General features: G+C 69.1%; 22 protein-coding genes. 11 read left to right on the top strand and 11 right to left on the bottom strand.

The genetic code is table 11. The features are described 5' to 3' along the window. The 3 genes from B0I29_RS21770 to B0I29_RS45250 all read right to left on the bottom strand — a co-directional run bounded on the left by B0I29_RS21770 (position 1) and on the right by B0I29_RS45250 (position 2846). Positions 1 to 987, bottom strand: a complete 987-nt coding sequence (locus B0I29_RS21770; protein ID WP_375790618.1) for an alpha-ketoacid dehydrogenase subunit beta — start codon at positions 985 to 987, stop codon at positions 1 to 3. After that, positions 987 to 2129, bottom strand: a complete 1143-nt coding sequence (pdhA, locus tag B0I29_RS21765; protein WP_111650886.1) for a pyruvate dehydrogenase (acetyl-transferring) E1 component subunit alpha — start codon at positions 2127 to 2129, stop codon at positions 987 to 989. The genes B0I29_RS21770 and pdhA overlap by 1 nt, the downstream gene beginning before the upstream one ends. Before the next feature lie 495 nt (positions 2130 to 2624). Further along, positions 2625 to 2846, bottom strand: coding sequence for a hypothetical protein (locus B0I29_RS45250; protein WP_146616852.1), 222 nt, complete (start codon positions 2844 to 2846; stop codon positions 2625 to 2627). Positions 2847 to 3213: 367 nt separating this feature from the next. On the opposite strand from B0I29_RS45250, the gene B0I29_RS45245 reads away from it, so the two are divergent. Then, the gene (locus B0I29_RS45245; protein ID WP_181557914.1) at positions 3214 to 3612 is read left to right on the top strand and encodes a hypothetical protein; all 399 of its coding nucleotides are present in this window, start codon (positions 3214 to 3216) and stop codon (positions 3610 to 3612) included. 7 nt (positions 3613 to 3619) lie between these two features. Here the strand turns inward: B0I29_RS45245 and B0I29_RS21750 are convergent, their stop codons facing one another. Genes B0I29_RS21750 through B0I29_RS21740 form a run of 3 tightly spaced genes read right to left on the bottom strand, consistent with a single transcriptional unit; the run spans position 3620 to position 8376 of the window. After that, a complete protein-coding gene (locus tag B0I29_RS21750; protein WP_111650883.1) occupies positions 3620 to 4819 on the bottom strand; it encodes a hypothetical protein in 1200 nt (399 codons plus the stop codon). A 33-nt stretch (positions 4820 to 4852) separates the two neighbouring features. After that, positions 4853 to 6505, bottom strand: coding sequence for a GTPase (locus B0I29_RS21745; protein ID WP_111650882.1), 1653 nt, complete (start codon positions 6503 to 6505; stop codon positions 4853 to 4855). Then, entirely contained in the window at positions 6502 to 8376 is a 1875-nt protein-coding gene (locus tag B0I29_RS21740) for an ABC transporter (RefSeq protein ID WP_375790619.1), read from the bottom strand. Before B0I29_RS21740 ends, B0I29_RS21745 begins: the two co-directional genes overlap by 4 nt. 214 nt (positions 8377 to 8590) lie before the next feature. Between B0I29_RS21740 and dnaK the strand changes: the two genes are divergently transcribed. The 4 genes from dnaK (at position 8591) to B0I29_RS21720 (ending at position 12838) form a co-directional block, all read left to right on the top strand. Further along, positions 8591 to 10453, top strand: coding sequence for a molecular chaperone DnaK (gene dnaK / locus B0I29_RS21735; RefSeq protein ID WP_111650881.1), 1863 nt, complete (start codon positions 8591 to 8593; stop codon positions 10451 to 10453). Further along, on the top strand, positions 10450 to 11067 hold the full coding sequence (gene grpE / locus B0I29_RS21730; protein ID WP_111650880.1) for a nucleotide exchange factor GrpE: 618 nt from the start codon (positions 10450 to 10452) through the stop codon (positions 11065 to 11067). The genes dnaK and grpE overlap by 4 nt, the downstream gene beginning before the upstream one ends. A gap of 89 nt (positions 11068 to 11156) precedes the next feature. Then, a complete protein-coding gene (gene dnaJ, locus B0I29_RS21725) occupies positions 11157 to 12377 on the top strand; it encodes a molecular chaperone DnaJ (protein WP_111650879.1) in 1221 nt (406 codons plus the stop codon). A gap of 20 nt (positions 12378 to 12397) precedes the next feature. Beyond that, positions 12398 to 12838, top strand: coding sequence for a heat shock protein transcriptional repressor HspR (locus tag B0I29_RS21720; protein ID WP_111650878.1), 441 nt, complete (start codon positions 12398 to 12400; stop codon positions 12836 to 12838). Positions 12839 to 12898: 60 nt separating this feature from the next. Here the strand turns inward: B0I29_RS21720 and B0I29_RS21715 are convergent, their stop codons facing one another. From B0I29_RS21715 to B0I29_RS21700, 4 genes are all read right to left on the bottom strand, one after another. Next, the gene (locus B0I29_RS21715) at positions 12899 to 13345 is read right to left on the bottom strand and encodes a hypothetical protein (RefSeq protein WP_111650877.1); all 447 of its coding nucleotides are present in this window, start codon (positions 13343 to 13345) and stop codon (positions 12899 to 12901) included. A gap of 188 nt (positions 13346 to 13533) precedes the next feature. Continuing rightward, a complete protein-coding gene (locus B0I29_RS21710) occupies positions 13534 to 14685 on the bottom strand; it encodes a cation:proton antiporter (protein WP_221402571.1) in 1152 nt (383 codons plus the stop codon). Between the two features lie 65 nt (positions 14686 to 14750). Continuing rightward, on the bottom strand, positions 14751 to 15248 hold the full coding sequence (locus B0I29_RS21705; protein WP_111650875.1) for a cation:proton antiporter regulatory subunit: 498 nt from the start codon (positions 15246 to 15248) through the stop codon (positions 14751 to 14753). A gap of 66 nt (positions 15249 to 15314) precedes the next feature. Further along, positions 15315 to 16535 carry a sugar efflux transporter gene (locus B0I29_RS21700; protein WP_111650874.1) on the bottom strand — a complete coding sequence of 407 codons (1221 nt, stop codon included), beginning with the start codon at positions 16533 to 16535 and terminating at the stop codon, positions 15315 to 15317. A 134-nt stretch (positions 16536 to 16669) separates the two neighbouring features. Between B0I29_RS21700 and clpB the strand changes: the two genes are divergently transcribed. From clpB to B0I29_RS21665, 6 genes are all read left to right on the top strand, one after another. Further along, positions 16670 to 19258 carry an ATP-dependent chaperone ClpB gene (clpB, locus tag B0I29_RS21695; RefSeq protein ID WP_111650873.1) on the top strand — a complete coding sequence of 863 codons (2589 nt, stop codon included), beginning with the start codon at positions 16670 to 16672 and terminating at the stop codon, positions 19256 to 19258. Positions 19259 to 19820: 562 nt separating this feature from the next. Continuing rightward, a complete protein-coding gene (locus B0I29_RS45825; protein WP_181557913.1) occupies positions 19821 to 21098 on the top strand; it encodes a hypothetical protein in 1278 nt (425 codons plus the stop codon). 276 nt (positions 21099 to 21374) lie between these two features. Continuing rightward, positions 21375 to 22322 (top strand): hypothetical protein, encoded by a 948-nt coding sequence (locus tag B0I29_RS45820; RefSeq protein ID WP_181557912.1) that lies wholly within the window; start codon positions 21375 to 21377, stop codon positions 22320 to 22322. A 392-nt stretch (positions 22323 to 22714) separates the two neighbouring features. Further along, the gene (locus B0I29_RS45240; RefSeq protein ID WP_146616850.1) at positions 22715 to 23119 is read left to right on the top strand and encodes a hypothetical protein; all 405 of its coding nucleotides are present in this window, start codon (positions 22715 to 22717) and stop codon (positions 23117 to 23119) included. 57 nt (positions 23120 to 23176) lie between these two features. Continuing rightward, on the top strand, positions 23177 to 23554 hold the full coding sequence (locus B0I29_RS21670) for an ArsR/SmtB family transcription factor (RefSeq protein WP_092549981.1): 378 nt from the start codon (positions 23177 to 23179) through the stop codon (positions 23552 to 23554). Positions 23555 to 23651: 97 nt separating this feature from the next. After that, entirely contained in the window at positions 23652 to 24326 is a 675-nt protein-coding gene (locus B0I29_RS21665) for a class II aldolase/adducin family protein (protein WP_111650869.1), read from the top strand. A gap of 87 nt (positions 24327 to 24413) precedes the next feature. Here the strand turns inward: B0I29_RS21665 and B0I29_RS21660 are convergent, their stop codons facing one another. Continuing rightward, positions 24414 to 25523: a VTT domain-containing protein gene (locus tag B0I29_RS21660; protein WP_375790620.1), complete on the bottom strand. Its 1110-nt coding sequence runs from the start codon at positions 25521 to 25523 to the stop codon at positions 24414 to 24416. Positions 25524 to 25556: the final 33 nt, after the last annotated feature.

Genomic DNA, 25556 nt, shown 5'->3' with positions numbered 1-25556 from the left:
TCACCAGCCGAACGAACGGTCGACGGCGTCCAGCACCCGGTCCAGGTCGGGGAGGTACTCCTCCTCGGCGCGGGCCGCGGGATAAGGAATGTCATAACCGGTCACGCGCAGGACCGGCGCTTCCAGGGAGTAGAAGCACTCCTCGGTGATCCGGGCGGCGATCTCCGAGCCGAGGCCGAGGTTGCCCGGCGCTTCGTGCACGACGATGGCGCGACCGGTCCGCTTGACCGAGTCGAAGATCACCGGGTAGTCGATCGGCGAGAGCGAGCGCAGGTCGATGACCTCGAGGTCACGGCCGTCCTCGGCGGCGGCCGCGGCGGCGTCCAGCGCCACCTTGACCATCGGGCCGTAAGCCAGCAGGGTCGCGTCGTTGCCGGGACGGGCCGTTCGCGCGGCGTGCAAGGGGTACGCGCCGTCGAGCGGGAGGTCCAGGTCGACCTCGCCCTTCTCCCAGTAACGCCGTTTCGGCTCGAAGAAGACGATCGGGTCGTCCGACGCGATCGCCTGCTGGATCATCGCGTACGCGTCAGCCGGGTTGGAGCAGGTCACGACCTTGAGGCCGGGGGTGTGCGAGAAGTAGGCCTCAGGGGACTCGGAGTGGTGCTCGACCGCGCCGATCCCACCGCCGAACGGGATCCGGATGACGATCGGCAGCCGGACGTTGCCCTTGGACCGGTAGTGCATCTTCGCGACCTGGCTGACGATCTGGTTGTACGCCGGGAAGACGAACCCGTCGAACTGGATCTCGCAGACCGGCCGGTAACCGCGGATGGCGAGGCCGACCGCCGTGCCGATGATGCCGGCCTCGGCGAGCGGGGTGTCGATCACCCGGTTCTCGCCGAAGTCCTTCTGCAGGCCGTCGGTGATCCGGAAGACGCCGCCGAGCTTGCCGACGTCCTCTCCCATGATCACGACTTTCGGGTCGTTCTCCAGGGAGCGGCGCAGGCCGTGGTTGAGTGCCTTGCCCAAGTTGATCGTCTCGGCCATCAGTGCCCACTCCCCTCGAACGAAGCCTGGTAGTCCTCGAACGCCTTGCGCTGCTTGATCAGCTCCGGCGAGTCGTTCGGATAGACGTTGTCGAACATCGCCACCGGTTGTGGATCAGGCATCGCCAGTACGCGTTCGCGCAGGTCAAGCGCGAGCTTGCCGGCGGTGTCGTCGACCTCGCCGAAGAAGTCGTCGCCGGCCACCTTCTGCTTGGCGAGGAAGGCCTTGAGACGCGCGATCGGGTCTTTCGCCTTCCACGCCTCGACCTCGCTGGAGATCCGGTAACGCGTCGGGTCGTCCGAGCTGGTGTGCGCGCCCATCCGGTACGTGTACGCCTCGATCAGGGTCGGGCCCTGTCCGTTGCGGGCGTTGTCCAGCGCGGCCTTGGTCACCGCGTAACTGGCCAGCACGTCGTTGCCGTCGACGCGTACGCCGGGGAACCCGTAACCGGCGGCACGCTGGTAGAGCGGGACCCGGGTCTGCCGTTCCAGGGGTTCGGAGATCGCGTACTGGTTGTTCTGGCAGAAGAAGACGATGGGTGCGTTGAAGACACCGGACCAGACGAACGACTCGTTGACCTCGCCCTGACTGGTGGCGCCGTCACCGAAGTACGCGATCACGGCCTCGCCGTCGGCACTGCCGGTCTTGCCGTCCATGGTGATGCCCATGGCGTAACCGGTGGCGTGCAGCGTCTGCGAGCCGATCACGATGGTGTACGTGTTGAACCGGAACTCGTTCGGATCCCAGCCGCCCTGGTCGACGCCCCGGAACAGGCCGAACGGCATGATCGGGTCGATGCCCCGGCAGTAGAGAACGCCGTGCTCGCGGTACGTCGGGAAGGCCATGTCCTGTGATCGCAGGGCCCGGCCGGATCCGACCTGGGCGGCCTCCTGGCCGAGCAGGCTGGCCCAGATGCCCAGCTCGCCCTGACGCTGCAGGGCGACGGCCTCGGCGTCGAGACGCCGGACGGTCACCAGGTCGCGGTAGAGCTCGCGGTATTCCTCGTCGGTGAAGTCGACGGTGTAGGTGGTTCCGTCGGCGGTGGTCGCACTTTCGATGCGCTCGCCGTCGGGGGTCAGCAGTTGGACGAAGCCGCCGGCCGGCACATCGTTTCCGGCCTTCTCGCGCTCGCCTTTCGCCATCCGTGTCTCCTGTTTCCTCTCCACGCCCCGCGGCGGGTGTCTCCCGGCCACGCGGCTGACCACTCAGGGCTGGCCGCGCCTGGCCCGGGTGGGGTTGCCGCGCGGCTTTTCCGGCCGTTGGTTCTGCCGGGACGAACCCGCCGAAGCCCCGCTGGTTGGCGGAGGGCGACGGCGGCGGTGCCGTCGATCCCATCCTGACAGAGGGAGTGAGCGCCGTTACAGACTGCGTGGATCACGAAATTAAGTTTTCTGCTGACGCATCGTTAAGGGTATTTGTCCGATTTAGTAGTCTTTGTGATCTCACTCTAGTACGAATGGCATGGGGGTGCCGCTGCCGAAACAGGAATGCGTCGTTCAGCCCTTTGTCCGGAACGGATCCAGGTGGATCTTTCTTCGTACAAGGAGCTCTCGCGTGCCGCACCTGCCCGATGAAGACGACTTCGCACCACCTTTCAAGGTGCTGCGTAAACGCCTCGACGGGGTGTACAGCGAGGATCACGGCTTCTCCGGGACGACCCGTCGGTACGTGATCATGGTGGCGTTCCTGGTCGGGCTCGCTTCGGTGCCGACGCTTGCCGTACTCACCACCGGCTCGAACGAGATCTCCGGGCGGGATCGGCCGGGCGCCATGGACGTTCCGTTCCTGCCGCCGCCGTCCAGCGGGCCGATCGACCCCGGGCCGTCCTGGCCGGTCCTGTCGCCCTCGCTATCTCCCACTCTGTCGCCCTCTCTGTCGCCCTCTCTGCCTGCCTCTCTGCCTCCCTCTCTGTTTCCCGCGACGCCGTCGCCCTCCGCGCCTGCCGCCTCCCCGTCTGGCGGGCCTTCCGGCCCGGCGGCCTATCGGCCTTCGGGTGGTCGCTCTTACGGTTCCGGTCCGGCTTCGGGCGTGGCCGATAAAGATCAGACAAAGCATGGGTACGCGGGGAAGGGCACGCCGCGTTCGAAGAGCCCGACCCGGAAGCGGCCGGCGCCGGGGCGGAAGAATCCGGCGATTTCGGATCCTGCAAAACCACGAGAATTTCCTGTTCGGGGTAAATTGCCCGTTGTGCCGGATTTGCCGGTAGTGCCTGAGGAGGGCGACGACGTGTCCCGTCCGGAGGAACCGCAGGACTTCCCCACGGTGCCGGGGCTGCCCGAAGTGCCGGCGGACGCGGAAGAGCCCTGTGAAGAAGACGATGACGAACCCAGCCGGAGGTCAGCGGTGGCCGAGCGCCCGTACAACATCCGACCCGCCCGGATCCTCGAGCAGAGTTATCCGGAGCGCGGACTCAACATGAACCGGCTCTTCTCGCAGAGCCGCTCCGACGACACCCAGCCCCGCTCGGACGAGAGCCGGATGATGAACAACCGGCCGTACCGCGGGGCGCACCGAGCCGAGTACACCCAGCAGGCCGCTGAGATCAGCGCCGCCTGGCAGCGGAGCACGAGGGTGGGCAAGCACCACTCCGGGCCGGCCGAGGACCACTACATCAACCAGCGCTGACTGGTTGTCAGTCCTCGCGGTTGGCGTCCAGCCAGGCCTCGATCGCGGTCATGTCGTTCGGGTCGACGCCCTCGGAGATCAGCTGGGCGACCGCGGCGGTCGCCGGGCTGCGGCGCTCGCCGGTCCGATAGAGACGGACGAACTCCGGGATCAGTTCCTCCACCACGGAGCTGGTCCCGGCGACAGCGGCCTCGGACAGGCCACGCTTACGGCCCGAGTACGCCGTCCAGGCGCGGATCACCATCGGCAGCATCGCGGCGTCGTCGATGTCGAGCACGGCACGCCGGTGCACCCAGTCCAGCAGGAACAGCCCGGCCACGGCCGGGCTCCAGCGCAGCGGATCGGCGCCGGGCAGCGTTTCCGCGTGGTCCAGGATCAGGCTGACGCAGAAGGCGAACGAGGCCCGGTCGGCCTCGCGCGCGGTGTCCGGCAGCCCCTCGGCCGCCGCCTCCGGTGAGTCGGCGAAATCGCGGGCCAGGTCGGCGCCGCTGCGGCCGGTCGGCTCGTCCAGCGGCGGGGTGCTCACCACCGGCAACAGGGCGAACCGGGCCGTGGCGAGCGCGTGGTCGGTGGCGAGTGAACCGTCGGCCGGCAGGTCGCCGAGGTCGTCGGTGATCTCCAGATGGCGGCCCACCTCGTCGCGCAGACGGCCCGGGTCCTCGGTGCGGAACCACATCAGCTCGTCGGCGTCGCAGAGCGCGCGCACCTGGCTCAGCATCGACTCGGCCGAGGACGAGACGAAGACGTCTTTCGCGATGCCGATGTTGTGGTCCACGATGGCCACCACGGCGTGCTCGGGGCCGCCGTCGGCACTGTCCTCGTAGGCGAACGTGACCAGGTATGACGTCTGGTCGCCGTAGACGTCTCCGTACGCATAACAGCCGGTCGGGCGGACCCGGCCCAGCTCGGTGACCCACGACGGGGCCCGGCCGTCGTGACCGACACCCGCGGCTCCGTCAGCGTCCGGCACGAGCGCGGCGAAGACCTCCCGGATCGTCACCGCCTCGGGCGTGTGCTGCCGCTCGGTCGCGACCAGGAAACGGCCCACAAAATCGCGGACCGCCTCGGCGCGGCGCTCGGCGGCCACCGAGTAGATGCTGCCGAGCAGCGCGGTGCCGAGCATCTCGGCATCGAGCGCGCAGCCCAGTTTCGTGACGTCGCGGGCCGCGTGGAGAACGGCCTCGTACACGGGGCGGGGTGCGGGCATGCCGCGAGCCTACGCTCGCGGCACCCGGCAGAACTACTCCGAACGCACCACGCCGAGCGCTTCCCTCGCCTGGGCGTACGCGTTCAGCACCTCACGGACCGGAACGACGACGTGCGCACGGGCCACCTCGGTGACCGCGGCACGCAGCCGTTGCTCGGCCCGGCGCTTCGCCCGTTTCGAACCCGCCACCACGAGAGGTTTCAGCAGCAGCCAGAGAAGCAGCCCGGCGAGCAGGCCGCCGAGCAGCAGCAGGGTCGGCAGCGGAACCGCTCCCACCTGCGGATTGTCCAGCTCGGGCAGGCCCAGGGCGCGGATCGCGTAACCGGCGATCAGCCAGAGCAGACCGGCCGCCGCGGTCGCCAGCAGCACCCACTGGAGGCCACCGACCACCCGCCACCAGATCGGGGCACGCTGCACACCGAGGTCGGTCGTGGCGACCGCCCGGTCCAGCGCGTCCGGCAGATCGTCGGCCCGGGATCGGGCCGCTGTGGTCAGCGCCGGCGCCCAGACCTCCGGCAGTGGCGCCGCGGCCCGGGACGCGACCGCCCGGACCGAGATGCCGACCGCGGAGCGCTGCGCGGCATCAGCGGCCGGCACCGAGGTACGCGGAACGATGTCGGTGGAGACCGCGTCGGTAGGCGTTTTCTCGCCCAGGTGCAGGCGGCGCAGCGGGTCAGGGCGCAGCCGGTTGAGCCCGCGCACCAGCGGCCAGCCGGTCGCCGCCGCGGCCCGCTGCCGGTACGCCTCGGCGGTCGCATCGGCCACCGCCGGGACACCGGCCGACGCGGCGAGCGAGTCGGACAACTGGCGGACCGTGCTCCGGTCCACCTCGTCCTCGGCGGCCGGCGGCCCGATCGTGACGGCCAGTTCCTCGCCGACCGTGTCCAGGTCGGCGGCGAGCCGGCGCAGCGCGGCCTGCCGGTCGGCGACCGTCTTCTCCAGGGCGCCGCGCAGGTCGCGGAGCATGCCCGGCTGTTTCGCCGAGGAGGCCAGCACCGGCGTGCCGGTCAGGCCGTCCTCTTCGAGAAGCCGGCCCAGGTCGGCGAGCACCACCTCGGTGTCGCCCGGGGTGAGCCGGTCGGCCTGGTTCAGCACCACGATGGTGACGCCGGCGTGCGAGGCGAACTGGGAGAGGTATGCCTGGTGCAGCACCCGGTCGCCGTACTTCTGCGGGTCGACCACCCAGACGATCTGGTCGACCAGGCCGAGCAGCCGGTCCACCTCGAGCTGGTGGGTGCGCTCGACCGAGTCGAAGTCCGGCAGGTCGAGCAGGATCAGGCCGTGCAGGCCGGCCTCGTCGTCGCCGTCCAGCGCGCTTTCCCGGACGAAGCGCTGCCGCGGCAGCACCCCGACCCAGTCGAGCAGACGGTTCGCCGGCTCCAGCGGGCCCCAGACGCAGGCGTGCGCGGTGCCGGTCGTCGGCCGGCGAACACCCACCTGGGAGAGCTTGAACCGGGCCAGCGCGTTGAACAGGCTCGACTTGCCACTGCCGGTGCTGCCGGCGAGCGCCACCACGGTGTGGTCCAGAGACAGCGAGAGCCGATTGCCGGCCCGTTCCACCAGGGTGTGCGCTGCGACCAGCTTGCCGTCCGGGAGGTACGGCCCGGTCACCCGCAGGAACCGGGAGAGGGCTTCGAGCCGCCGGGACAGGTCCTCGGCGTCCACCTTTTGTTCCACGAGATTCATTGCCCCGGTCCGGTCAACGCGAGTTCCTTCCTGGCAGCCTCCACCTCGGTGCCGACCCGGCGCAACAGCGTGCCCGGCTCGGCTTCGAGGCGTACCGTCGCGGTCCGCTCGGTGAACCGGGCGGCCTCGGCGGCGAGTAGATCATCAACCCGGGACAGCAGCTCGGTGCGGGCGCGGGTCGCGAGGGTGCGGATGGCCTGGTCGCCGAAGACGGCCTCGAGGACCTTCTGCGCGGCGACCGCCGTTCCGGCACCGGCGGCGACCTCCAGGCCGGTGGGTATGAACGCGGTCGTGGTGAACACGGCGATCATCACGGCGAGGCCGGCGCCGTTCACCGCGTACGCCGCTCCGCGGGCCACGGTGCGCTTGTCGGCGGCTTCCCGGCGGACCAGGTCGAGCACCCACTGCTGCCAGTCCCGGACCAGCCGGTCGGCGCGCTGTGCGAGCTCGGGGTCGGCTTTCTGCAGGGCGGGTTCGAGCAGCGCGGCGCCGGCCGGGTGCGACTGCCAGGCCGCGTACGCCTGCTCGGCCGCGTCCGCCGAGACCCCGCGCAGCAGGGTGACCAGCTGCGATTCCATCGCGACCTGAAGGTTGCGCCCGGGCGCCGGGCGGCCGCTGAGTGCCGCGAGGAGCCGGTCGCGCATGTGGCCCACTCGCGACTCCAGGCTGCGCAGGAACTCGCCGGTGCCGATGAACTCCTGCCAGCGGGCCAGAACCTCGCCGCGGAGCAGCCGGCCGTCCTGAAGGCCTTCCTCGGTGGTGCGCCGGGCGCTGCGGTACGCCGCCGCGACCCGCTCGTCGAGCGCCTGGGCGGTGGAGAGCTGCTCGTCGGCGGCCTCGGCCAGGCCGTGCAGAGCCGGGGACAGGGCGCCGAGCGCACCGTCCAGGGTCTGCCGGACCACCGCGGAGCGCGCGTTCGCGTCCGAGGACAGCTGGGCGAACCATTGGCGCATCGAGCCGACCGCGGCTTCCGGCAGCATGCCGTTGCTGTCCAGACCGGTTTCCGGGATCACGAACAGCGGGGCCGAGCCGAGGTCGCGCTCGGTGAGCATCTCGCCCAGGTGCGCGGCGATGTCGGCGGCCGCCTCGGCCGGGACCCGGTCCAGCACCAGGGAGATCACGGTGCCGCGCAGCCGGGCGGTGGTCAGCAGTTCCCACGGGACGGCGTCCGCGTACCGCGCGGCGGTGGTCACGAAGAGCCACAGATCGGCGGCGGCCAGCAGCTGTGCGGCCAGCTTGCGGTTCTGGTCGACGACCGAGTCGATGTCGGGCGCGTCGAGCAGGGCCACGCCGGGACCGATCGACGGCGCGGCGATGACCTGCAACACGTTCGGGTCGGTGCTCTGCTCGCCGGTGCGGACCAGGCCGGGCAGCAGCCCGCCACGGCCGAACCAGGTCAGATCGGCCGGGTTCGCCACCAGCACCGGCGACCGGGTGGTCGGCCGCAGCACGCCGGCCGTGCTCACCGGTGCTTGGACCAGGCTGTTCACCAGGGTGGACTTGCCCGCGCCGGTGGAACCGCCGACGACCACGAGCAGCGGCGCGTCGAGCCGGGCCAGGCGCGGCAGAAGGTAGTCGTCGAGCTGCGAGCGCAGCGACCCGCCCACCCTGCGTGCTTCCTCCGCCGAGGGCAGGACCAATGGGTACGACACAGCGCCCAATGCCGAGCGCAATTCACTCAATGCGGTGGCGAGGCGTCCCAGGGCGGGTGGCACCGCGGCCGGCTCAGGGAGGTTTCCCTGGTTTGCCGGTCGAGGCTGGTCTGTCCCCGTACGCTCTGATGGGCTACCGCTGACCTGGCTTTTCTCATCCGTTACGGCGGGGACGGCGGAAAGGGCCGACGGACCGACCGCGTCTCCGTGCGTCGTCACGGGTAAAGCGTGCACGATCTATGCATCTCGGGCAACAGCTCCCGGTATGCCGTGACCGGACAGGTATGCAGGTGATTTCCGAATCACCGGCCTCACGCGCCGACTTGCGCCGCTCTGACTCAACTTCGATTTGACGTTGCGTGTCACCGTGGCATCATTGAGTCGGTTCCACTCAACCCTGTACGAACCAAGCGGTAAGAAGCGAGGCACAACCATGGCACGTGCGGTCGGCATCGACCTCGGCACCACGAACTCCTGCGTCAGCGTTCTGGAAGGAGGCGAGCCCACCGTCATCGCCAACGCGGAGGGCTCTCGGACGACTCCGTCGATCGTCGCCTTCGCCCGCAACGGCGAGGTTCTCGTGGGCGAGGTCGCCAAGCGTCAGGCGGTGACGAACCCCGACCGGACCATCCGCTCGGTGAAGCGTGAGGTCGGCACCAACTGGTCGATCGACATCGACGGTAAGAAGTACACCCCGCAGGAGATCTCCGCGCGGGTGCTGATGAAGCTCAAGCGTGACGCCGAGGCCTACCTGGGCGAGCAGATCGCGGACGCCGTCATCACGGTTCCGGCGTACTTCAACGACGCCCAGCGTCAGGCCACCAAGGAAGCCGGCGAGATCGCCGGGCTGAACGTCCTGCGGATCGTGAACGAGCCGACCGCGGCGGCCCTGGCCTACGGCCTGGACAAGGGCTCCAAGGAGCAGACCGTCCTGGTTTTCGACCTCGGCGGCGGCACCTTCGACGTCTCGCTGCTCGAGCTGGGCGACGGCGTCATCGAGGTCAAGTCGACCTCCGGTGACAACCACCTGGGCGGCGACGACTGGGACCAGCGGATCATCGACCACCTGGTCAAGACGTTCCGCGGTGAGCACGGCATCGATCTCTCCCAGGACAAGATGGCCCTGCAGCGTCTGCGCGAGGCCGCGGAGAAGGCGAAGATCGAGCTCTCCGCCGCCAGCACCACCAGCATCAACCTGCCGTACATCACGGCCGGGGCGAACGGCCCGCTGCACCTCGACACGTCCCTGAGCCGCGCCGAGTTCCAGCGCATGACCCAGGACCTGCTGGACCGCTGCAAGGGCCCGTTCGAGTCCGCGATCAAGGACGCCGACGTCAAGCTCGCCGCCATCGACCACGTCATCCTGGTCGGCGGCTCGACGCGCATGCCGGCGGTCACCGAGCTGGTGAACAGCCTGATCGGCCGCGAGCCGAACAAGGGCGTGAACCCGGACGAGGTCGTCGCGGTCGGCGCCGCTCTGCAGGCCGGCGTGCTCAAGGGTGAGGTCAAGGACGTTCTGCTCCTCGACGTGACCCCGCTGTCCCTGGGCATCGAGACCAAGGGCGGCATCATGCACAAGCTGGTGGAGCGCAACACCACCATCCCGGCGCACCGCTCCGAGGTCTACACCACGGCTGACGACAACCAGCCCTCGGTGCTGATCCAGGTCTACCAGGGCGAGCGCGAGATGGCGGCGTACAACAAGAAGCTCGGCACCTTCGAGCTCAGCGGCATCGCGCCGGCTCCGCGTGGCGTTCCGCAGATCGAGGTCTCCTTCGACATCGACGCGAACGGCATCGTGCACGTGTCCGCCAAGGACCTGGGCACGGGCAAGGAGCAGAAGATGACGATCACCGGCGGCTCCGCGCTGCCGAAGGACGACATCGAGCGCATGATGCGCGACGCACAGGACCACGCGGACGACGACAAGAAGCGTCGCGAGGACGCGGAGACCCGCAACCTGGCCGAGCAGCTGCAGTGGCAGACCGAGAAGTTCCTGGCGGAGAGCGGCGACAAGCTCCCCGAGGACAGCAAGAACAAGATCGGCGAGGCTCTCGGCGAGCTGCGCGGCGCCCTCGGCGGCACCGACATCGAGAAGATCAAGTCGGCTCACGAGCGGCTGTCGCAGGTCTCCCAGGAGGCCGGTTCGTTGCTGTACTCGCAGGGCGAGGCCCCGCAGGCCGGTCCGGACGCCGGTGCCGGCGCTCCGGGTGGCGCCACCGGCGCCGGCCCCTCCACCGGTAACGGCGGCGACGACGTCGTGGACGCCGAGATCGTGGAGGACGACAAGAAGTGACGGCCAAGGACGACGACAACGACGGTCCGGTGACCGAGCGGGAAGTCATCCAAGGCGAGATCGATTCGTCAGCCGAGGAGACCCCCGCCGAGGATCCGGTGGCTCAGTCGGGTGGCGCTCATCGCGCCCCCGAGGAGGAGGACGAGGCTCCGGTGTCTGACGACGCCATCACCGCGATCGGCATCGAGCTGGCAACGCTGCGCAGCGAGCTCGACGAGCGGACGCACGACCTGCAGCGGGTCACCGCGGAATACGCCAACTACCGCAAGCGGGTCGACCGTGACCGCGGCGCCGCTGCCGAACAGACCACGGGCTCGGTGCTCACCGCACTGCTCCCGGTTCTGGACGACATCGACCGTGCGCGTGAGCACGGCGACCTGGTCGGACCGTTCGCCTCGGTGGCTGAACAGCTCACCGCGGTGACCGGCAAACTCGGTCTGGTCGCGTTCGGCGAGAAAGGCGACGCCTTCGACCCGAACCTGCACGAGGCGGTCGCGCACCAGACGTCCCCGGACGTCACGGAGCCGACCTGCGTCGAGGTGATGCGTCGCGGCTACAACCTGGGCGAGCGGTTGCTCCGTCCGGCGATGGTCGCCGTCGCAGATCCGGAGTGAAACTGGTGTCGTGTCCCGCCCGCCGGTTCGCCGGCGGGCGGGATCCCGCAGTCAGGTCGAAAGCAGTCGAGTCGAAGGAGGTGGACTGAATGAGCTCGAAGGACTGGCTCGAGAAAGACTTCTACGCCGTGCTCGGCGTGAACAAGTCCGCCTCAACCGACGAGATCAAAAAGGCGTACCGGAAGCTGGCCCGCGACCTCCACCCGGACCGTAATCCGGACAACAAGGCGGCCGAGGAGAAGTTCAAGGCGACTTCCGAGGCCTACGACGTGCTCTCCGACGACAAGAAGCGCAAAGAGTACGACGAGATGCGCTCGCTGTTCGGCTCGGGCGCGTTCCGCCGGGGCGCCGCGCGTTCCGGCAACGGGACCCAGTTCGACCCCTCCGACCTGTTCGGCGGGTTCAGCGGGGCCGCGGGCGCCGGCGCGGGTGCGGGAGCCGACCGCCGGTTCGGTGGCACCGGCTTCTCGGACATCTTCAGTTCGATCTTCTCCGGCGGTGCCGGTCCGGGCGGTGCCGGTGCTGGTCCGGCCGCGGCCCGGCGTGGCCCGCAGCGCGGGCGTGACGTCGAGACCGAGGTGACGCTGGACTTCGTCCAGGCGGTTCGCGGCACCACGCTGCCGCTGACCCTGCGCACCCCGGGCGCCTGCGACACGTGCCGCGGCTCCGGGGCCAAGCCCGGGACCACGCCGCGCGCCTGCCCGAAATGCCAGGGCTCCGGCATGATCTCCAGCAACCAGGGCTCGTTCAGCTTCTCCGAGCCGTGCCGTGACTGTCAGGGCTCGGGCAGCGTCGTGGACGAGAAGTGCCCGGAGTGCCGGGGCACCGGCGGGGTCACCAAGACCCGGACGATCAACGTGCGGTTCCCGGCCGGCGTTGCCGACACCCAGCGGATCCGGCTGTCCGGCCGGGGCGAGCCGGGCGACCGCGGTGGCACGGCCGGCGATCTGTACGTGCAGGTCAAGGTCAGGCCGGACGAGCTGTTCGGCCGCAGTGGCGATGACCTGACGCTGGCGGTGCCGATCAGCATGGCGGAAGCCGTGCTCGGCACGGACCTGAAGGTGCCCACTCTGGACGGCCCGGTCACCCTCCGGGTCCCACCGGGTACGCCGAGCGGCCGCAAGCTCCGGGCCAGAGGCAAAGGTGTGGTCCGCAAGGAGGGCCAAGCCGGCGATCTGATCGTCACCGTCGACGTGCAGATCCCGTCGGACATCACCGGCGAGGCCCGGGACGCGCTGGAGAAATTCGCGAAACTCACCCCGCCCCCGGGGCGGGAGCGGCTCGACGCCCGCATGCGCCGAGCTGGTTAGGACCTCACGGGAGGTGGCACATGTATGAAGAGATCCACATCTCCACGGAAGCCTCCGAAGCGAAGGTTTTGATCATCTCGGTGGCCGCGCGGCTGGCCGGGATGCACCCGCAGACGCTCCGGCAGTACGACCGCCTCGGCCTGGTGCAACCGGGCCGGGCGGGCGGAGGCGGCCGGCGGTACAGCGAGCGGGACGTCGCGCTGCTCCGCGAGGTGCAGCGACTCAGCCAGGACGACGGTGTCAACCTGGCCGGGATCAAGCGCATCATCGGGCTCGAACAGCTCGTCGGCGACCTCCAGCACGAGGTGGCCGAGCTGGCGCACCAGCTGGAGGCCGCGTACCAGCGGATCGCCCAGCTGGAAGCGATGAGCAGCCCGTACGCCGGCCGGGACCTGGTTCGCCAGGAGACCCACTCGACGGCGCTGGTGGTGTGGCGGCCTCGCCGCTCCCCGGACAAGTAAGTGAAACGGCGGCCCTGGGTTTCCCGGGGCCGCCGTTTACTACTAGTAGTTAATAAGTGATTACCGTCGGTTGAAGAGACCCAGTCGACGCGGGTGGCGGACCAGGCCACCCTCCATCCAGTCGTGGTGATCGAAGAGCTCCGGCCGGGTCAGCAGAACCCGGCAGTTGTGCGCCCAGATCTGCATCGGCTCGTCGCCGACCTCCTCGGCGCGCTCCACGAACTTCTTCAACCGGCGCTTACGCTGCCCGCTCGCGTTCTGCCGCACACCGTCCGCGCCGTAGATGTACATGCAGTGCTGCGCGAATCGCCGCGCCGGGCACTGCCTGTCCATGGCCAGCTCGAACAGGGTCGGGCCGAGCACGTCACCGGAGATCAGCAGATCCCAGTCACGAGGCATGGTGCTCAAAGGGACGGACTCAGGGTGGTACGCCCACGCCTGAAGCTCGTCCGGACGGGGATCGACCGGATTCCCGAAACCAAGGAAAGATGCTTCACGCACGCTCACGCCGCCGCCTAACTCAACCGTTCACAGCATGCAACCGATGTCACTCCGTCGGTCACTGGTGTCGAACGTCCCAATACTCAGAGTCGTCGCTCGGAGACGGTAGCGCGCCGAGTGTTTCAGCGGAAGTGTCAAGGCTTCACATTCAGATACTGGACAGTAACTTTAGGCGTTCTTCATGGAGACGCAGGTCACTCCGGTGCGGGGAGCGGATTTGCCTTCGCTGCCTGGGCCGCCATTCGTTTCCGGACAAGGTTCTTGAACCACTGGTAGTCCGGAAGCCGCGCCAGCATCGGCCCGGTGACCACGGTGATCAACACGTACGCCGTGGCGAGCGGGGCCAGCCTGGCGTCCACGCCGTACGCGACAGCCAGGCCGGCGATGACGACGGAGAACTCGCCACGCGGCATCAGGGCCAGACCGGATCGGAGCCGGCCGGGCAGGGCGATGCCGGCCCGCTTGGCCGCGAGGTAACCGGTCAGCACTTTCGTCAGCATGGTCAGCACGGCCAGCCCGAGCGCCGGGAGCAGCACCCCGGGCATGTCGGCCGGGTCGGTGGACAGGCCGAAGAAGACGAAGAAGACGGCGGCGAACAGGTCGCGCAGCGGCGACAGCATCTCGGTGGCGTGGTGCGCGACCGGACCGGAGAGCGCGATGCCGACCAGGAACGCGCCGACCGCCTCGGACACCTTCAGCTCGCCGGCCACCCCGGCGATGAACAGCGTGAGGCCGAGGACGCTGAGCAGCAGTGCTTCCGGGTCCTTCACCGAGATGAAGCGGCTGATCTCGCCGCCGTACCGGATCGCCACGACCAGCACCGCGACCACGGTGACGACAGCGACGCCGAGGGTGGTCAGGCCGGGGATGAGGCCGCTGCCGGCCAGCACCGCGGTGGCGATCGGCAGGTAGAACGCCATCGCCAGGTCCTCGATCACCAGCACCGAGAGGATCACCGGGGTCTCGCGGTTACCGACGCGGCCCAGGTCGCCGAGCACCTTGGCGATCACGCCGGACGAGGAGACCCAGGTGATCCCGGCCAGCACCAGCGCGGCCTGCCAGCCCCAGCCGAGCAGCAGCGCGAACGCGGCGCCGGGCAGGGCGTTGAGCAGCATGTCGATCAGGCCGGCCGGAGCGGCGGCGCGCAGGTTGTCCACCAGCTCGTCGGCTGAGTACTCCAAGCCCAGCATGACCAGGAGCAGCACCACCCCGATCTGGGCGCCGATGCCGATGAACTCCTCGCTCGCCGACAGCGGCACGATCCCGCCGCTGCCGAAGGCCAGGCCGGCCAGCAGGTAGAGCGGAATCGGGGAGAGGCCGAACCGCCGTCCGATGCGCCCCAGCATGCCGAGGCCGAACAGGAGCGCGCCGATCTCGATGAGCAGGATCGTCGTGTCGTGTTGCACGGGGGTCAGCCGTCGTCGTCGCCGGCCAGGATGGCGGTCACGCCGTCCAGACCCTGCCGGGTGCCGACCGCCACGACCACGTCGTTCGACTCGAACCGGAACGACGGCTCGGGAGAGGCGATCACCTCCCGGTCTCGCAGAACAGCCACGATCGAGGCGCCGGTGCGGCTGCGAGCGCGCGTGTCACCCAGGCGCCGGCCCACGAACGGAGAGCCGGCGGGGAGGGCGACCTGCTCGGTGAGCAGACCGGCCGCCTGCTGTCGCAGGCCGGCCAGCTGACCCAGCATCAGCGAAGCGCCGAGAACGTCGGCCAGGGCCTCCGCCTCGTCGTCGGTGAGCGGTATCGAGGCGAGGCTCGCGTCGGGGTCGTCCACGTCGTACAGCACCAGGTCGCGGCGGCCGTTGCGGTGGGAGACGACTCCAACCGTACGGCCGGACGACGTCACCAGATCATGGCGGACGCCGATTCCCGGCAGAGGAGTCTGTTCCACCCGTACGCGCACGATGCCAACGTTAACCCGCAACGAGCCTGTTGCTGCCCCGAAACAGGCAGTCGAGCTTGATCGTGGTCATTGGGCCTGTTCGGTGGCCGTCTTCTGATCGGCTTCCACCGGGTTCGGCGTGTCCGCGTGGCCGCTGGACCGGAAGACCGCCACCAGGACCAGGCCGAGCGCGACCAGGACCAGGTTCAGCACGTACGCCAGCCGGAAGCCGTTCTGCTGAGCGATTCCGAAGAGCGGGGCGGCCAGGATGCTCCCGAGCGGGAACGTGTTGGTGAACATGGTGGTGGCCCGGCCCGGGAAGCGGGGCATGAAGTCCTGCACGTACGAGATGCCCAGGCCGGAGGTCGCCGCGATGAACAGGGCGTTCGGGATCTGCGCGACGGCGAGCATCGCGACCGAGCCGGCCGTGGCCATCAGGACCTGGTAGATCACCGCGCAGAGGGCGCCGCCGATGACGATCAGGCGGATCGGCACCCGGGTGGACAGCCAGCCGAAGCCGAGCATCAGCGGGATCTCCAGGCCGGCGCAGAGCCCGAGGAGCAGGCCGGCGTCGCCGATCGAGCCGCCCAGCTCGGTACTGATGAACAGCGGCAGCGCCTGCACGCCGAGGACCATCGAGGTCTGCAGCAGGGTGAAGCCGGCCAGGATCGGGTAGAGCACCGGCGGCACCTTGCCCGAGACCTGCTCACCGCCGTGCGACGCGGCCGGCGCCTCGACCTCGGGCAGCCAGCGGACCGCGACCAGCGCGGCGATCAGGTACGTGACCGCGGCGGCGCCGTAGACGTACTCGAAGCCGCCGGCCTCCACCAGGAACGCGGCGAGCGACGGCCCGCCGACCCAGGCGACCGAGAAGACGGTGCGCAGGGTGCTGATTCCCATCGCCGCACGGGCCGGATCGTCGCGTTGGAGCACCTGTCGTGCGTACGCAAAGGATTGTGGGAAGAGTGACCCGGCAATCGCCGTGGCCGTCGCGGTGAGCGCGAGCAGCACCCAGTAATCGCGCACGTAAGCGGTGAGGGCGCAACCGACGCAGCCGGCGAGCCCCGCGGTGATCAGCAGCATGCGACGCATCGGACGGCGATCGGAGATCCGGCCGATCGCCCAGGACATCACGACACCGGAGACCGACGAGACCACCAGGAATACGGTGACCTGGACCGGACTGGCGTCGACAGTCGTGCTGAGGAAGAGCCCGAGGAAGGGCCCGACCACCGCGGTGGCGATGCCGGTGGTAAGGAAGACGAGGCCGAGCGGGAGGAGCCGTCGCGTTACGGAGGGCAGCGACACAAGTCCGTACGTTACGGGTTCTTTCCTGTTGTCGCCTCTCTCCGGTGGTGGCCGTCACGGCTTTGAGGCGCGCGCTAAAGTTGAGTGGCATACGCTCAAGTCCGCACTTGGTTGGGATCCGATCAGGGGAGCACATGAACACCGAACGCTTGACCACCAAGAGCCGCGAAGTGATCACCACCGCGGTCGCCGACGCCGGCAGCCGCGGGCACGCCACGGTCGAGCCGTGGCACATGCTGCTGTCGTTGCTCGACACCGGCGGCTCGACCGCGACCGCGCTGCTGAGGGCGGTCGGGGCGAACCCCGCTGACGTGCGCCGGGCGGCCGCCCGCGCGATCGAGCAGCTGCCCTCCGCGCGTGGCGCGAGCACCGCGGAGCCCAGCCTCTCCCGCGAATTCGTGAACGCGATCGGTTCGGCCGATCTGATCGCCAAGCCGCTCGGCGACGAGTACGTGTCGACCGAGCACCTGCTGGCCGGCCTCGCCCGGGTCGGCGGCGCGGTCGGGCACACCCTGCAGAGCGCCGGCGCTACCGAGGAAGCGCTGATCGCGGCGTTCCCGCAGGTCCGCGGTGGCGAGCGGCGGGTCACCAACGCCGACCCCGAGCAGACGTACAAGTCGCTGGAGAAATACAGCGTCGACCTGACCGCGCTGGCCCGGGACGGCAAGATCGACCCCGTCATCGGCCGGGATGTCGAGATCCGCCGGGTGGTGCAGGTGCTCTCCCGGCGTACCAAGAACAACCCGGTGCTGATCGGTGAGCCCGGCGTCGGCAAGACCGCGATCGTCGAGGGCCTGGCCCAGCGGATCGTGGCCGGTGACGTGCCGGAAAGCCTGCGTGACAAGAAACTGGTCTCGCTCGACCTCGGCGCGATGGTCGCCGGCGCGCAGTACCGCGGCCAGTTCGAGGAGCGGCTGAAGAGCGTCCTCGAAGAGATCCGCGGGTCGAACGGGCAGGTCGTCACGTTCCTCGACGAGCTGCACACGGTCGTCGGCGCCGGCAAGGGCGAGGGCTCGATGGACGCCGGCAACATGCTCAAGCCGATGCTCGCCCGCGGTGAGCTGCGCATGGTCGGCGCCACCACCCTGGATGAGTACCGCGAGCACATCGAGAAGGACCCCGCTCTGGAGCGTCGTTTCCAGCCGGTCGTCGTCGGCGAGCCGACGGTCGAGGACACCATCGGCATCCTGCGCGGGCTCAAGGGTCGTTACGAGGCGCACCACCGGGTGCAGATCACCGATGCCGCGCTGGTCGCGGCCGCCAGCCTCTCCGATCGGTACATCAGCGACCGGTTCCTGCCGGACAAGGCGATCGACCTGATCGACGAAGCGGCCTCCCGGCTCCGGATGGAGATCGACTCCCAGCCGGTCGAGCTCGACCAGCTCCAGCGCCAGGTCGACCGGATGCGGGTGGAGAAGCTCGCGCTCAGCAAGGAGACCGACCCCGCGTCGGTGGCCCGGCTGGAGCGGCTGGACCGCGACCTCGCCGACCGCGAGGAAGAGCTCACCGCGCTGACCGCCCGCTGGGAACGCGAGCGCGGTGGGTTGAACCGGGTCGGTGAGCTGAAGAAACGCCTCGACGAGGCGCGGGCCGCTCAGGAGCGCGCGCAGCGTGACGGCGAGCTGCTGGAGGCGTCCCGGCTGCTCTACGAGATCATCCCGGCCCTGGAGAAGGGCATCCGGGAAGCGTCCGAGGCCGAGGACGAGCGCGCCGAGCCACCGATGGTCAAGGAGGAGGTCGGCGCCGACGACATCGCTGAGGTCGTCTCCGCCTGGACCGGGATCCCGGCCGGCCGGATGCTGGAGGGTGAGACCGCCAAGCTGCTCCGCATGGAGGAGTCGCTTCTGGACAAGGTGATCGGCCAGCGCGAAGCCGTGGCCGCTGTCGCGAGCGCGGTCCGGCGTTCCCGGGCCGGCATCGCCGACCCGGACCGGCCCACCGGCAGTTTTCTCTTCCTCGGCCCCACCGGTGTCGGCAAGACCGAGCTGGTGAAAGCCCTGGCCGGCTTCCTCTTCGACGACGAGCGGGCGATGGTCCGCATCGACATGAGTGAGTACGGCGAGAAACACTCGGTGGCCAGGCTGGTCGGCGCGCCGCCGGGATATGTCGGGTACGAGGAAGGCGGCCAGCTGACCGAGGCGGTGCGCCGCCGGCCGTACAGCGTGGTGCTGCTGGACGAGGTGGAGAAAGCCCACCCGGATGTCTTCGACCTGCTGCTCCAGGTGCTCGACGACGGCCGGCTCACCGACGGGCAGGGCCGCACTGTCGACTTCCGTAACGCGATCCTGGTGCTGACGTCGAACCTCGGCTCGGCGAACGCCGACTTCACGATGGGTGACGAGGAGCGTCGCGACGAGGTGCTCGCCGCGGTCCGGGGGCACTTCAAGCCGGAGTTCCTGAACCGGCTCGACGACATCGTGGTCTTCCATGCGCTCACCAAGCAGGACCTGATCGCGATCGTCGACATCCAGCTGGCCCGGCTGCGCGGCCGGCTCGCCGAGCGCCGGCTCGACCTCCAGGTGGCACCCGAGGCGGTGGACTGGCTGGGCGAGCACGGGTACGACCCGATCTACGGCGCCCGTCCGCTGCGGCGCCTGGTCCAGTCCACGATCGGTGACCTGCTCGCCAAGGCGCTGCTCGGCGGTGAGATCCGGGACGGTGACGTCGTGGTGGTCTCGCTCAGCGACGCCAAGGACGGTCTCTCGGTCCGGCGCGGGATCTGAAAAAAGGGCCCCGGGGTTTCCCGGGGCCCTTTCTCCTAGTTCTCCACCTCCCGTTGCCGGTAGGCGTGAGTCATCAGGATGTCCGTGATGTCATGATCGCCATCAGCGGACCAGATGCGGATGCCGTCGCGGTGCAACTGGTATCGCACATCTTTGAACCTTGTTCGAGTGTCGTCATGGTGAACGACGGTCAGAGTGTCGGCGTGTGGCATGGGACTCACCGGTCCTTGTCAGCTCTGGGGCAGCCGCGGTGTGGTCACGCGGCCGGCCTAATGGGAAGGGCGCCGCCAGCCGGTCTGCCTCGGCCCCGGAGATAGATGCGCGGGGCGGGCGACTCGTGCCGGAGGCAGGGCGGTCCGCTGGAGGTCTTTGCTGCCAGCTGGACGCCACGGCATCGAAGTCTAGGCGGGTGTGTCGAACAGTGCCGCCCCCCGAAAGAGCGACCGTTCGCGGGTTCTAGGACCATCGTTGCCCGATGCTTCCACACGGTTGCGGACCGTGAGGTGTGGTCGCGGTATATGGCCTGCGACCGATACCGTAAATGGATCTAGAGGAGGGCAGTGTGACCGTTCCCATATATCCCACCCCAAATCCGGCGCCGGCCGCCCGTCCGCCGCGCCCCGGTGTCGTCACCATGTCGTCCTACCTGCTCTACGGAGTGGCGTTCCTTCAGCTGCTGACCGCGTTCGTGTCACTGCTGACCGTCAGCGGCGTCCGGGACGCCGCGCGGCAGACCGCCGCGGGAACCGAGCTGGCGAGCGAGGCCGAAAGCATCGCGACCGTCGTCATCGTGATCATCGCGCTGGCGTACGGGGTGATCGCGGTCGGTCTGGCCGTGCTGTCGATCTTCAACAGCCGAGGGTCGAACGGCTCCCGGATCACCACCTGGGTCTTCGCCGGCCTCGGCCTCTGCTGCAACGCGCTCGGCCTGACCGACGTGACCGGCAACGCCGTCTCCACGGGCGAAGGCAGCGGTGGGCTCAGCGACAGCCAGGTCGACGCGCAGCTCTCGGTCTCCCTGCCGGGTTGGTACGAGCCCGTCCTCTGGGTTTTGACCCTGCTCACGGTCCTGTCGCTGATCGCCGTGATCATCCTGCTGGCGGTGCCGGCGTCGAACGCGTACTTCCGCAAGGCGGTGGCGGGGTACCCGGGGTATCCGATGCCCGGTGGCGGGTATCCGGGTTATCCGGCGCCCGGTGGCTATCCGCCTCCGGGGAGCTATCCGCCTCCGGGGAGCTATCCGCCTCCGGGGAGCTATCCGCCTCCGGGTGGGCAGCCGGCTTACGGTCAGCCTTATCCGGGACCGGCTTATGGGCCGCCGCCCGGTGCGCCTGGTTATGGGCCGCCTCCGGGTGCACCCGGTTATGGGCCGCCGTCCTATGGCCCGCCGGGATACGGGCCGCCTAGCTATGGTCCGCCTTCGTCCGGGCCTCCGGCGGGGCAGCCTGAGACGGGATATCCGGCTCCAGGGCAGCCCTCGCCGGGTCTGCCGCCCTATGTCGGCGAGCAGAGCCACTTCGGGGCGCCGGAGCAGTACGGGCATCCTGGTCAGCCTGCGCCCGGGCTTCCTCCGTACCCCGGACAGGCCGGAACCGGCGCGCCTGGATCTCCGCCGCAGCCCGGTCCCGGTGCTCCGCCCGCGAGTCTGCCGCCGAGCGACCCGTGGGCGTCGCCGCCCGAGTTCCCGTTCGGTGATCAGCCGCCGGCGGCCGATCCGACCTCTGGACCTGCCGACCCGACCTCTGGGCCTGCTGACCCGGCCTCGGCGCCTGCCGACCCGGCTGATCGGCCCGGTGGCGACCAGCCGCCGCAGCCGCCGCGGCCCGCCGACCCGGCCTGAGGCCTGAGCCGGCCTGAGGGCCGACCCGGCCTGACGCTCGACCCGGACTGACGCTCGACCCGGACCGGTCCGCCTTTGCTGGCGGGCCGGTCCGGCCACTTTCCGATGCCGCAGGCGGTAGGTTTTGGCCAGCCGAACCACTGCGGGAGCCCATCGATGTCATATGCCGCCCAGCCGCCCGTTGCCGAGCCGTCGTCGGGTGCGCCGTCACCGGGCTCGTGGTCTCCGGGCCCGCCGCCGCAGGATTCGCCGCGAGCGAGTGTCCGGCCGGCCGCTGTGACGACGGCTGTCGCTCTGCTCTGGACCATGGCCGTGGCCGGTTTTGTCTATGCGGCCGGCATGGTGGCGGTGACTCCGGGCACGGTCGGCCGATTCCAGGACGCGACCTCCGGTTCCGAGGTGGCCGACAACTACGTCGCCGTCATCTGGCTCGGCTCGGCCATCGGCGCCGTGGTGGCGCTGCTGATCGTCGCGCTCTTCACGGTGCTCGGTGTCGGCCTGCGCCGCGGCAGCCGGCTGGCCCGCGGGATCACGCTGGGCGTCTGCGTGCTCGGTGTGATCGGTGGCTGCGGGTCGGTCGCGGCGATCGGCGGGCAGCAGTCGGGTGACGCGGTGTCGGGTTCACTCGGCGCGGCACTCAACGACGCCTACCCGGGCGGCTGGATCGGTCTGAACGCCGCTGTGGCGGTCGCTCAGGTCATCGCGTACCTCCTGGTGGCCTTTCTGCTCCTGCTCGCGCCTCGCGCGTTCTTCGGCGGCGCAAGCGCCGCCGCGGGTGCGGGAAGCGGCCCGGTGGGGAACCCGGCGTGGGGCGGCCCGGCGGCGGGAAACCCGGCCTGGGGTGTTCCGGCGGCCGGGAATCAGGGCTGGGGTGCTCCGGCGGGCACTCAGGCCGGTGGTGCGGGCTGGGGCGCTCCGGCGCCGGCGAATCCTTACTGGGGTCCGGGTCCGTCTGGCGGAAACCCGACTGCGGCGCCCGGCACCGCAGGAGTGAATCCTGGCGGCGGGACGCCGCCGGGTGGATTCGGGTACGGGAACCCGCCCGTATACCCATCGAGTGATCCTGCCGTCACAGCTTCTCCGTGGGCCGCACCACAATCGACGGATCAATACCCGCAATCGGATCAAAGTTCGTCCGAAGCAGATCAGAACTTCGTTCACCCTCCGGTACAGAAGCCGACTCCTCGGCCCGAAGACGAGTACTGGTCGCGACCTTCCGACTGAACTCACCGGTAACAAACACAAACCGGTCCCGTATCGACGACTGTGGGTCACTCGAACGGGTACGGTGCGTTTCTGCGGGCTTCACCCGATCGGCTGTCCGGATAGATGGAGATCGGCCGACCGGTGGGTGTTTTCGCCTGGACGGACAATCGTGTTTCAGGCCCTCACAGCAGTCTCACAGCGCATCCACCAGGTGATCCTGAGGTGCGCGGGGGTACCGTGGCGACGTTACCTGCTTTGAGCTGCATCTATGGTCTGGGGAAAGGCTGAGGGCCGATGAGGGATCGGTAAACCTTCTTTACAGAAGGTGGTTTAGCCCTGGGTCAATAGTTCCGTTCCGCCCCGGCGGGGCGAAAGATTCCGGTTTCCATCCAGCCAGTACGCTCGATGTCATGGAAGCACGGCACGACCTGGGTAAATTCATCACTGAATTAGCCGTCGCGCAGCGTGGCGCCGTGCTTTCATCGGGTCGTGAGCTGTTGGGTTCGGAGAGTGGCGGCCAAATGATCGCGCAGTGCCGCGTGATGGTCTCGATGCGTTCTGTTCCGGGTCATCGTCCGAGATCGGTGACTCGAAACAATCGACGAATTGGCAATGTGGCCCGCCTCACTCCGGAGACGGGGATCGAGAGCTCGACACGGATGGGTAGCGACCAGATGGCGGCTGAGGCGTTGCAGGAGGCAGAGACCGAAGTCGTCGTCGCGGTTAAGGGCGATCGGAACCAGTGGACGGTGCGCGTTGCCGGCCAATGTGACCGGTCGGCCGTCCCGGCGATCGATGTCGGCCTTACGGCCTGAAAGTTAGCCGGTTCGTTCCTGCTCACATGCAGGAGAATCGATGCAGTTGGTGGAAGGATGGAGATCGTGGGAACTGCGTTGGCGGAAATGACTATGCCTCAGATCTCGCCGCTTGCTGGCGAGCCGATTGAACGCGCTGACGCCGAGCGTCTGGCGGGAGTGCTGAAGGCGCTCGCCGACCCGGCCCGGCTGCGGCTGCTGAGCCTCATCCAGTCCGCGACGGATGGCGAAGCGTGCGTCTGCGACCTTACGGCCCCTCTGGGCCTCTCGCAGCCGACCGTGAGTCACCACCTGCGGATTCTGACGGAGGCTGGTCTGCTGGAGCGCGAGAAGCGCGGTGTCTGGGCGTACTACCGCCTGGTGCCGTCCGCAATCGCGACCATTGCGGACCTGCTCACCCCGCCGCGGAAGCGGGCCACGAAGAAGGCCCGCTGATTCGTTGGGAAATGCCTGGCGTCACCGAAACATGGGGGCGTGACGCCAGGCCGAGGACTTCATCCAAGTCCACTTGGGCGAACCTGAGGAGGAACGGGTGAACTACGTCCCCGGAGACCTGCGTGACCAGCTCGCGCACGTGGGTTACGACGTGGTGCAAGCGGGCCTCGTGTGTGGTTCGGGCGGAAACCTGTCCGCCCGGATCCCCGACGAGGATGCCATCTGGGTCACCGCGAGTGGCTCCTGGCTCGACAGACTTAGCCGTAACACCTTTACGTCGGTTCAGATCTCCGACGGCGCGCCGACGATGATCGGCACGATTCCGCCGCCGCAGATCGAACCGACAAGTGAACTTGCTCTGCACCTTGCGCTCTACCGTGCTCGCCCGGACGTCAACGCCGTGGTCCATCTGCACCCGCAGACGGCTCTGCTGCTGGACGCTCTCGGCGAGCACATCCGGATAAGCACGACCGACCACGCGTTCTATCTGCGCCGGGTCGCCACCGTGCCGTTCCGGATGCCGGGCACCACGGAGCTGGCATCCCTGACCGCGGCGATGGCCGCTGACGGCACCGATTGTCTGGTGCTCAGTCAGCACGGCTGTGTCGTGGTCGGAGACTCCGTGGAGCTGGCGCACAAACGGGCCCGCAACCTTGAGGAAGCGGCCTCACTGACCTACCGGGCGCTGGCCGCGGGTCGGCTGGAGAACCTCCGGGACTGTCCGGAAGAGTTCCTGGATCGGCTGCACGGCTCCACCGCCGTCACGGTCTGAGAAACCCGTCAAGGTCTGAGAAACGTGGAACGGCCCGGCCCCCTTCGCGGGGAGCCGGGCCGTTTTTCGTGTGCGTGACCGCTCGGGTCAGCGCGGCCAGTTCTGGTCGTTGTCGTACTGCTGCGGCTGGCCGTACGTCTGCGGCGGCCGGTTCTGCTGCGGCGGCTGCGGCTGCTCCTGCGCGGGCTGCTGCGGCGGGTACGGCTGACCGAAGTACTGCCCGGTCGGCTCGTCGTAACGCTGCTGAGCCGGCTCGTCATAACGAGGCTGAGCAGGCTCGTCGTAACGGGGCTGGGCCGGCTGCCCGTACGTCTGGGGCTGGCCGTAGACGTTGCCGCCCTGCGGTTGCGCGTACCCCTGCTGTTGGGGTTGACCGTAGTTCTGGCCGCCGTAGGGCGGCTGCGGGGTCTGCTGCTGGTGGTGGTGCGGGTGGATCTCGTCGTGTGCGGCGTCCGCGATGCCGGCGACGCTGGCCGCGGCGACCACACCGAGAGCCTCAGCCGGTCCGGGAGGCGTGCCCTTCTTCTTGGCACGGCGCTCGCGGAGGATCTCGATGAGGATCGGCAGCACCGAGATCAGGACGATCAGCACGACCACCGGCAGGATGTAGTGGTCGATCTTGTCGCCGATGGCGTCGTAGATCTGCTGCGCCAGCAGGTAACCGATCAGGATGATGCCGTCGGTCCAGAGGATCGCGCCGACCACGTTCCAGATGAAGAACTGGCGGGCCGGCATGCCGAGCGTGCCGGCGACCGGGTTGAGGAACGTCCGCACGATCGGGATGAAGCGGGCCAGCACCACGGCCTTGGCCGGGCCGAACTTCTCGAAGTAGTACTCCGCCTTCTCGACGTACTCCTTCTTGAAGAGCTTCGACTCGGGCTTGTCGAACATCCGGCGGCCGTATTTCGCGCCGAGCCAGTGCCCGAGCTGCGCGCCGACGATGGCGAAGACCGGGGCGCCGATCAGCAGGGCGGTGATGGACAGCTTGCTGCCCGGGCCGAAGATCGAGTCGGCGACCGAGGAAGCCGCGACGCCCGCCAGGAACAGCAGGGAGTCACCCGGGAAGAAGAATCCGACGAGAAGGCCGGTCTCCGCGAAGAGGATGGCCAGAACGCCGGGCACACCGAAGGCCGAGAGCAGGTCCTTCGGGTCCATCGGGTTCAGAGCGAGCTGCTCGGTGAGCGCATGGATGTCCACGAGGAGCCAGGGTACCGGCCTGTTCAAGGCCGG

The organism is Actinoplanes lutulentus (assembly GCF_003259845.1).
Classification (GTDB): domain Bacteria; phylum Actinomycetota; class Actinomycetes; order Mycobacteriales; family Micromonosporaceae; genus Actinoplanes; species Actinoplanes lutulentus.
This window is presented reverse-complemented; position numbering and strand designations above follow the sequence as displayed.

Excerpts from the sequence above, each read along its gene's own strand:
- B0I29_RS21770 (WP_375790618.1), bottom strand. The coding sequence starts at position 987 with ATGGCCGAGACGATCAACTTGGGCAAGGCACTCAACCACGGCCTGCGC.
- pdhA (WP_111650886.1), bottom strand. The coding sequence starts at position 2,129 with ATGGCGAAAGGCGAGCGCGAGAAGGCCGGAAACGATGTGCCGGCCGGC.
- B0I29_RS21750 (WP_111650883.1), bottom strand. The coding sequence starts at position 4,819 with ATGCCCGCACCCCGCCCCGTGTACGAGGCCGTTCTCCACGCGGCCCGC.
- B0I29_RS21745 (WP_111650882.1), bottom strand. The coding sequence starts at position 6,505 with ATGAATCTCGTGGAACAAAAGGTGGACGCCGAGGACCTGTCCCGGCGG.
- dnaK (WP_111650881.1), top strand. The coding sequence starts at position 8,591 with ATGGCACGTGCGGTCGGCATCGACCTCGGCACCACGAACTCCTGCGTC.
- dnaJ (WP_111650879.1), top strand. The coding sequence starts at position 11,157 with ATGAGCTCGAAGGACTGGCTCGAGAAAGACTTCTACGCCGTGCTCGGC.
- B0I29_RS21720 (WP_111650878.1), top strand. The coding sequence starts at position 12,398 with ATGTATGAAGAGATCCACATCTCCACGGAAGCCTCCGAAGCGAAGGTT.
- B0I29_RS21710 (WP_221402571.1), bottom strand. The coding sequence starts at position 14,685 with ATGCTGGGGCGCATCGGACGGCGGTTCGGCCTCTCCCCGATTCCGCTC.
- clpB (WP_111650873.1), top strand. The coding sequence starts at position 16,670 with ATGAACACCGAACGCTTGACCACCAAGAGCCGCGAAGTGATCACCACC.
- B0I29_RS45240 (WP_146616850.1), top strand. The coding sequence starts at position 22,715 with ATGGAAGCACGGCACGACCTGGGTAAATTCATCACTGAATTAGCCGTC.
- B0I29_RS21670 (WP_092549981.1), top strand. The coding sequence starts at position 23,177 with ATGGAGATCGTGGGAACTGCGTTGGCGGAAATGACTATGCCTCAGATC.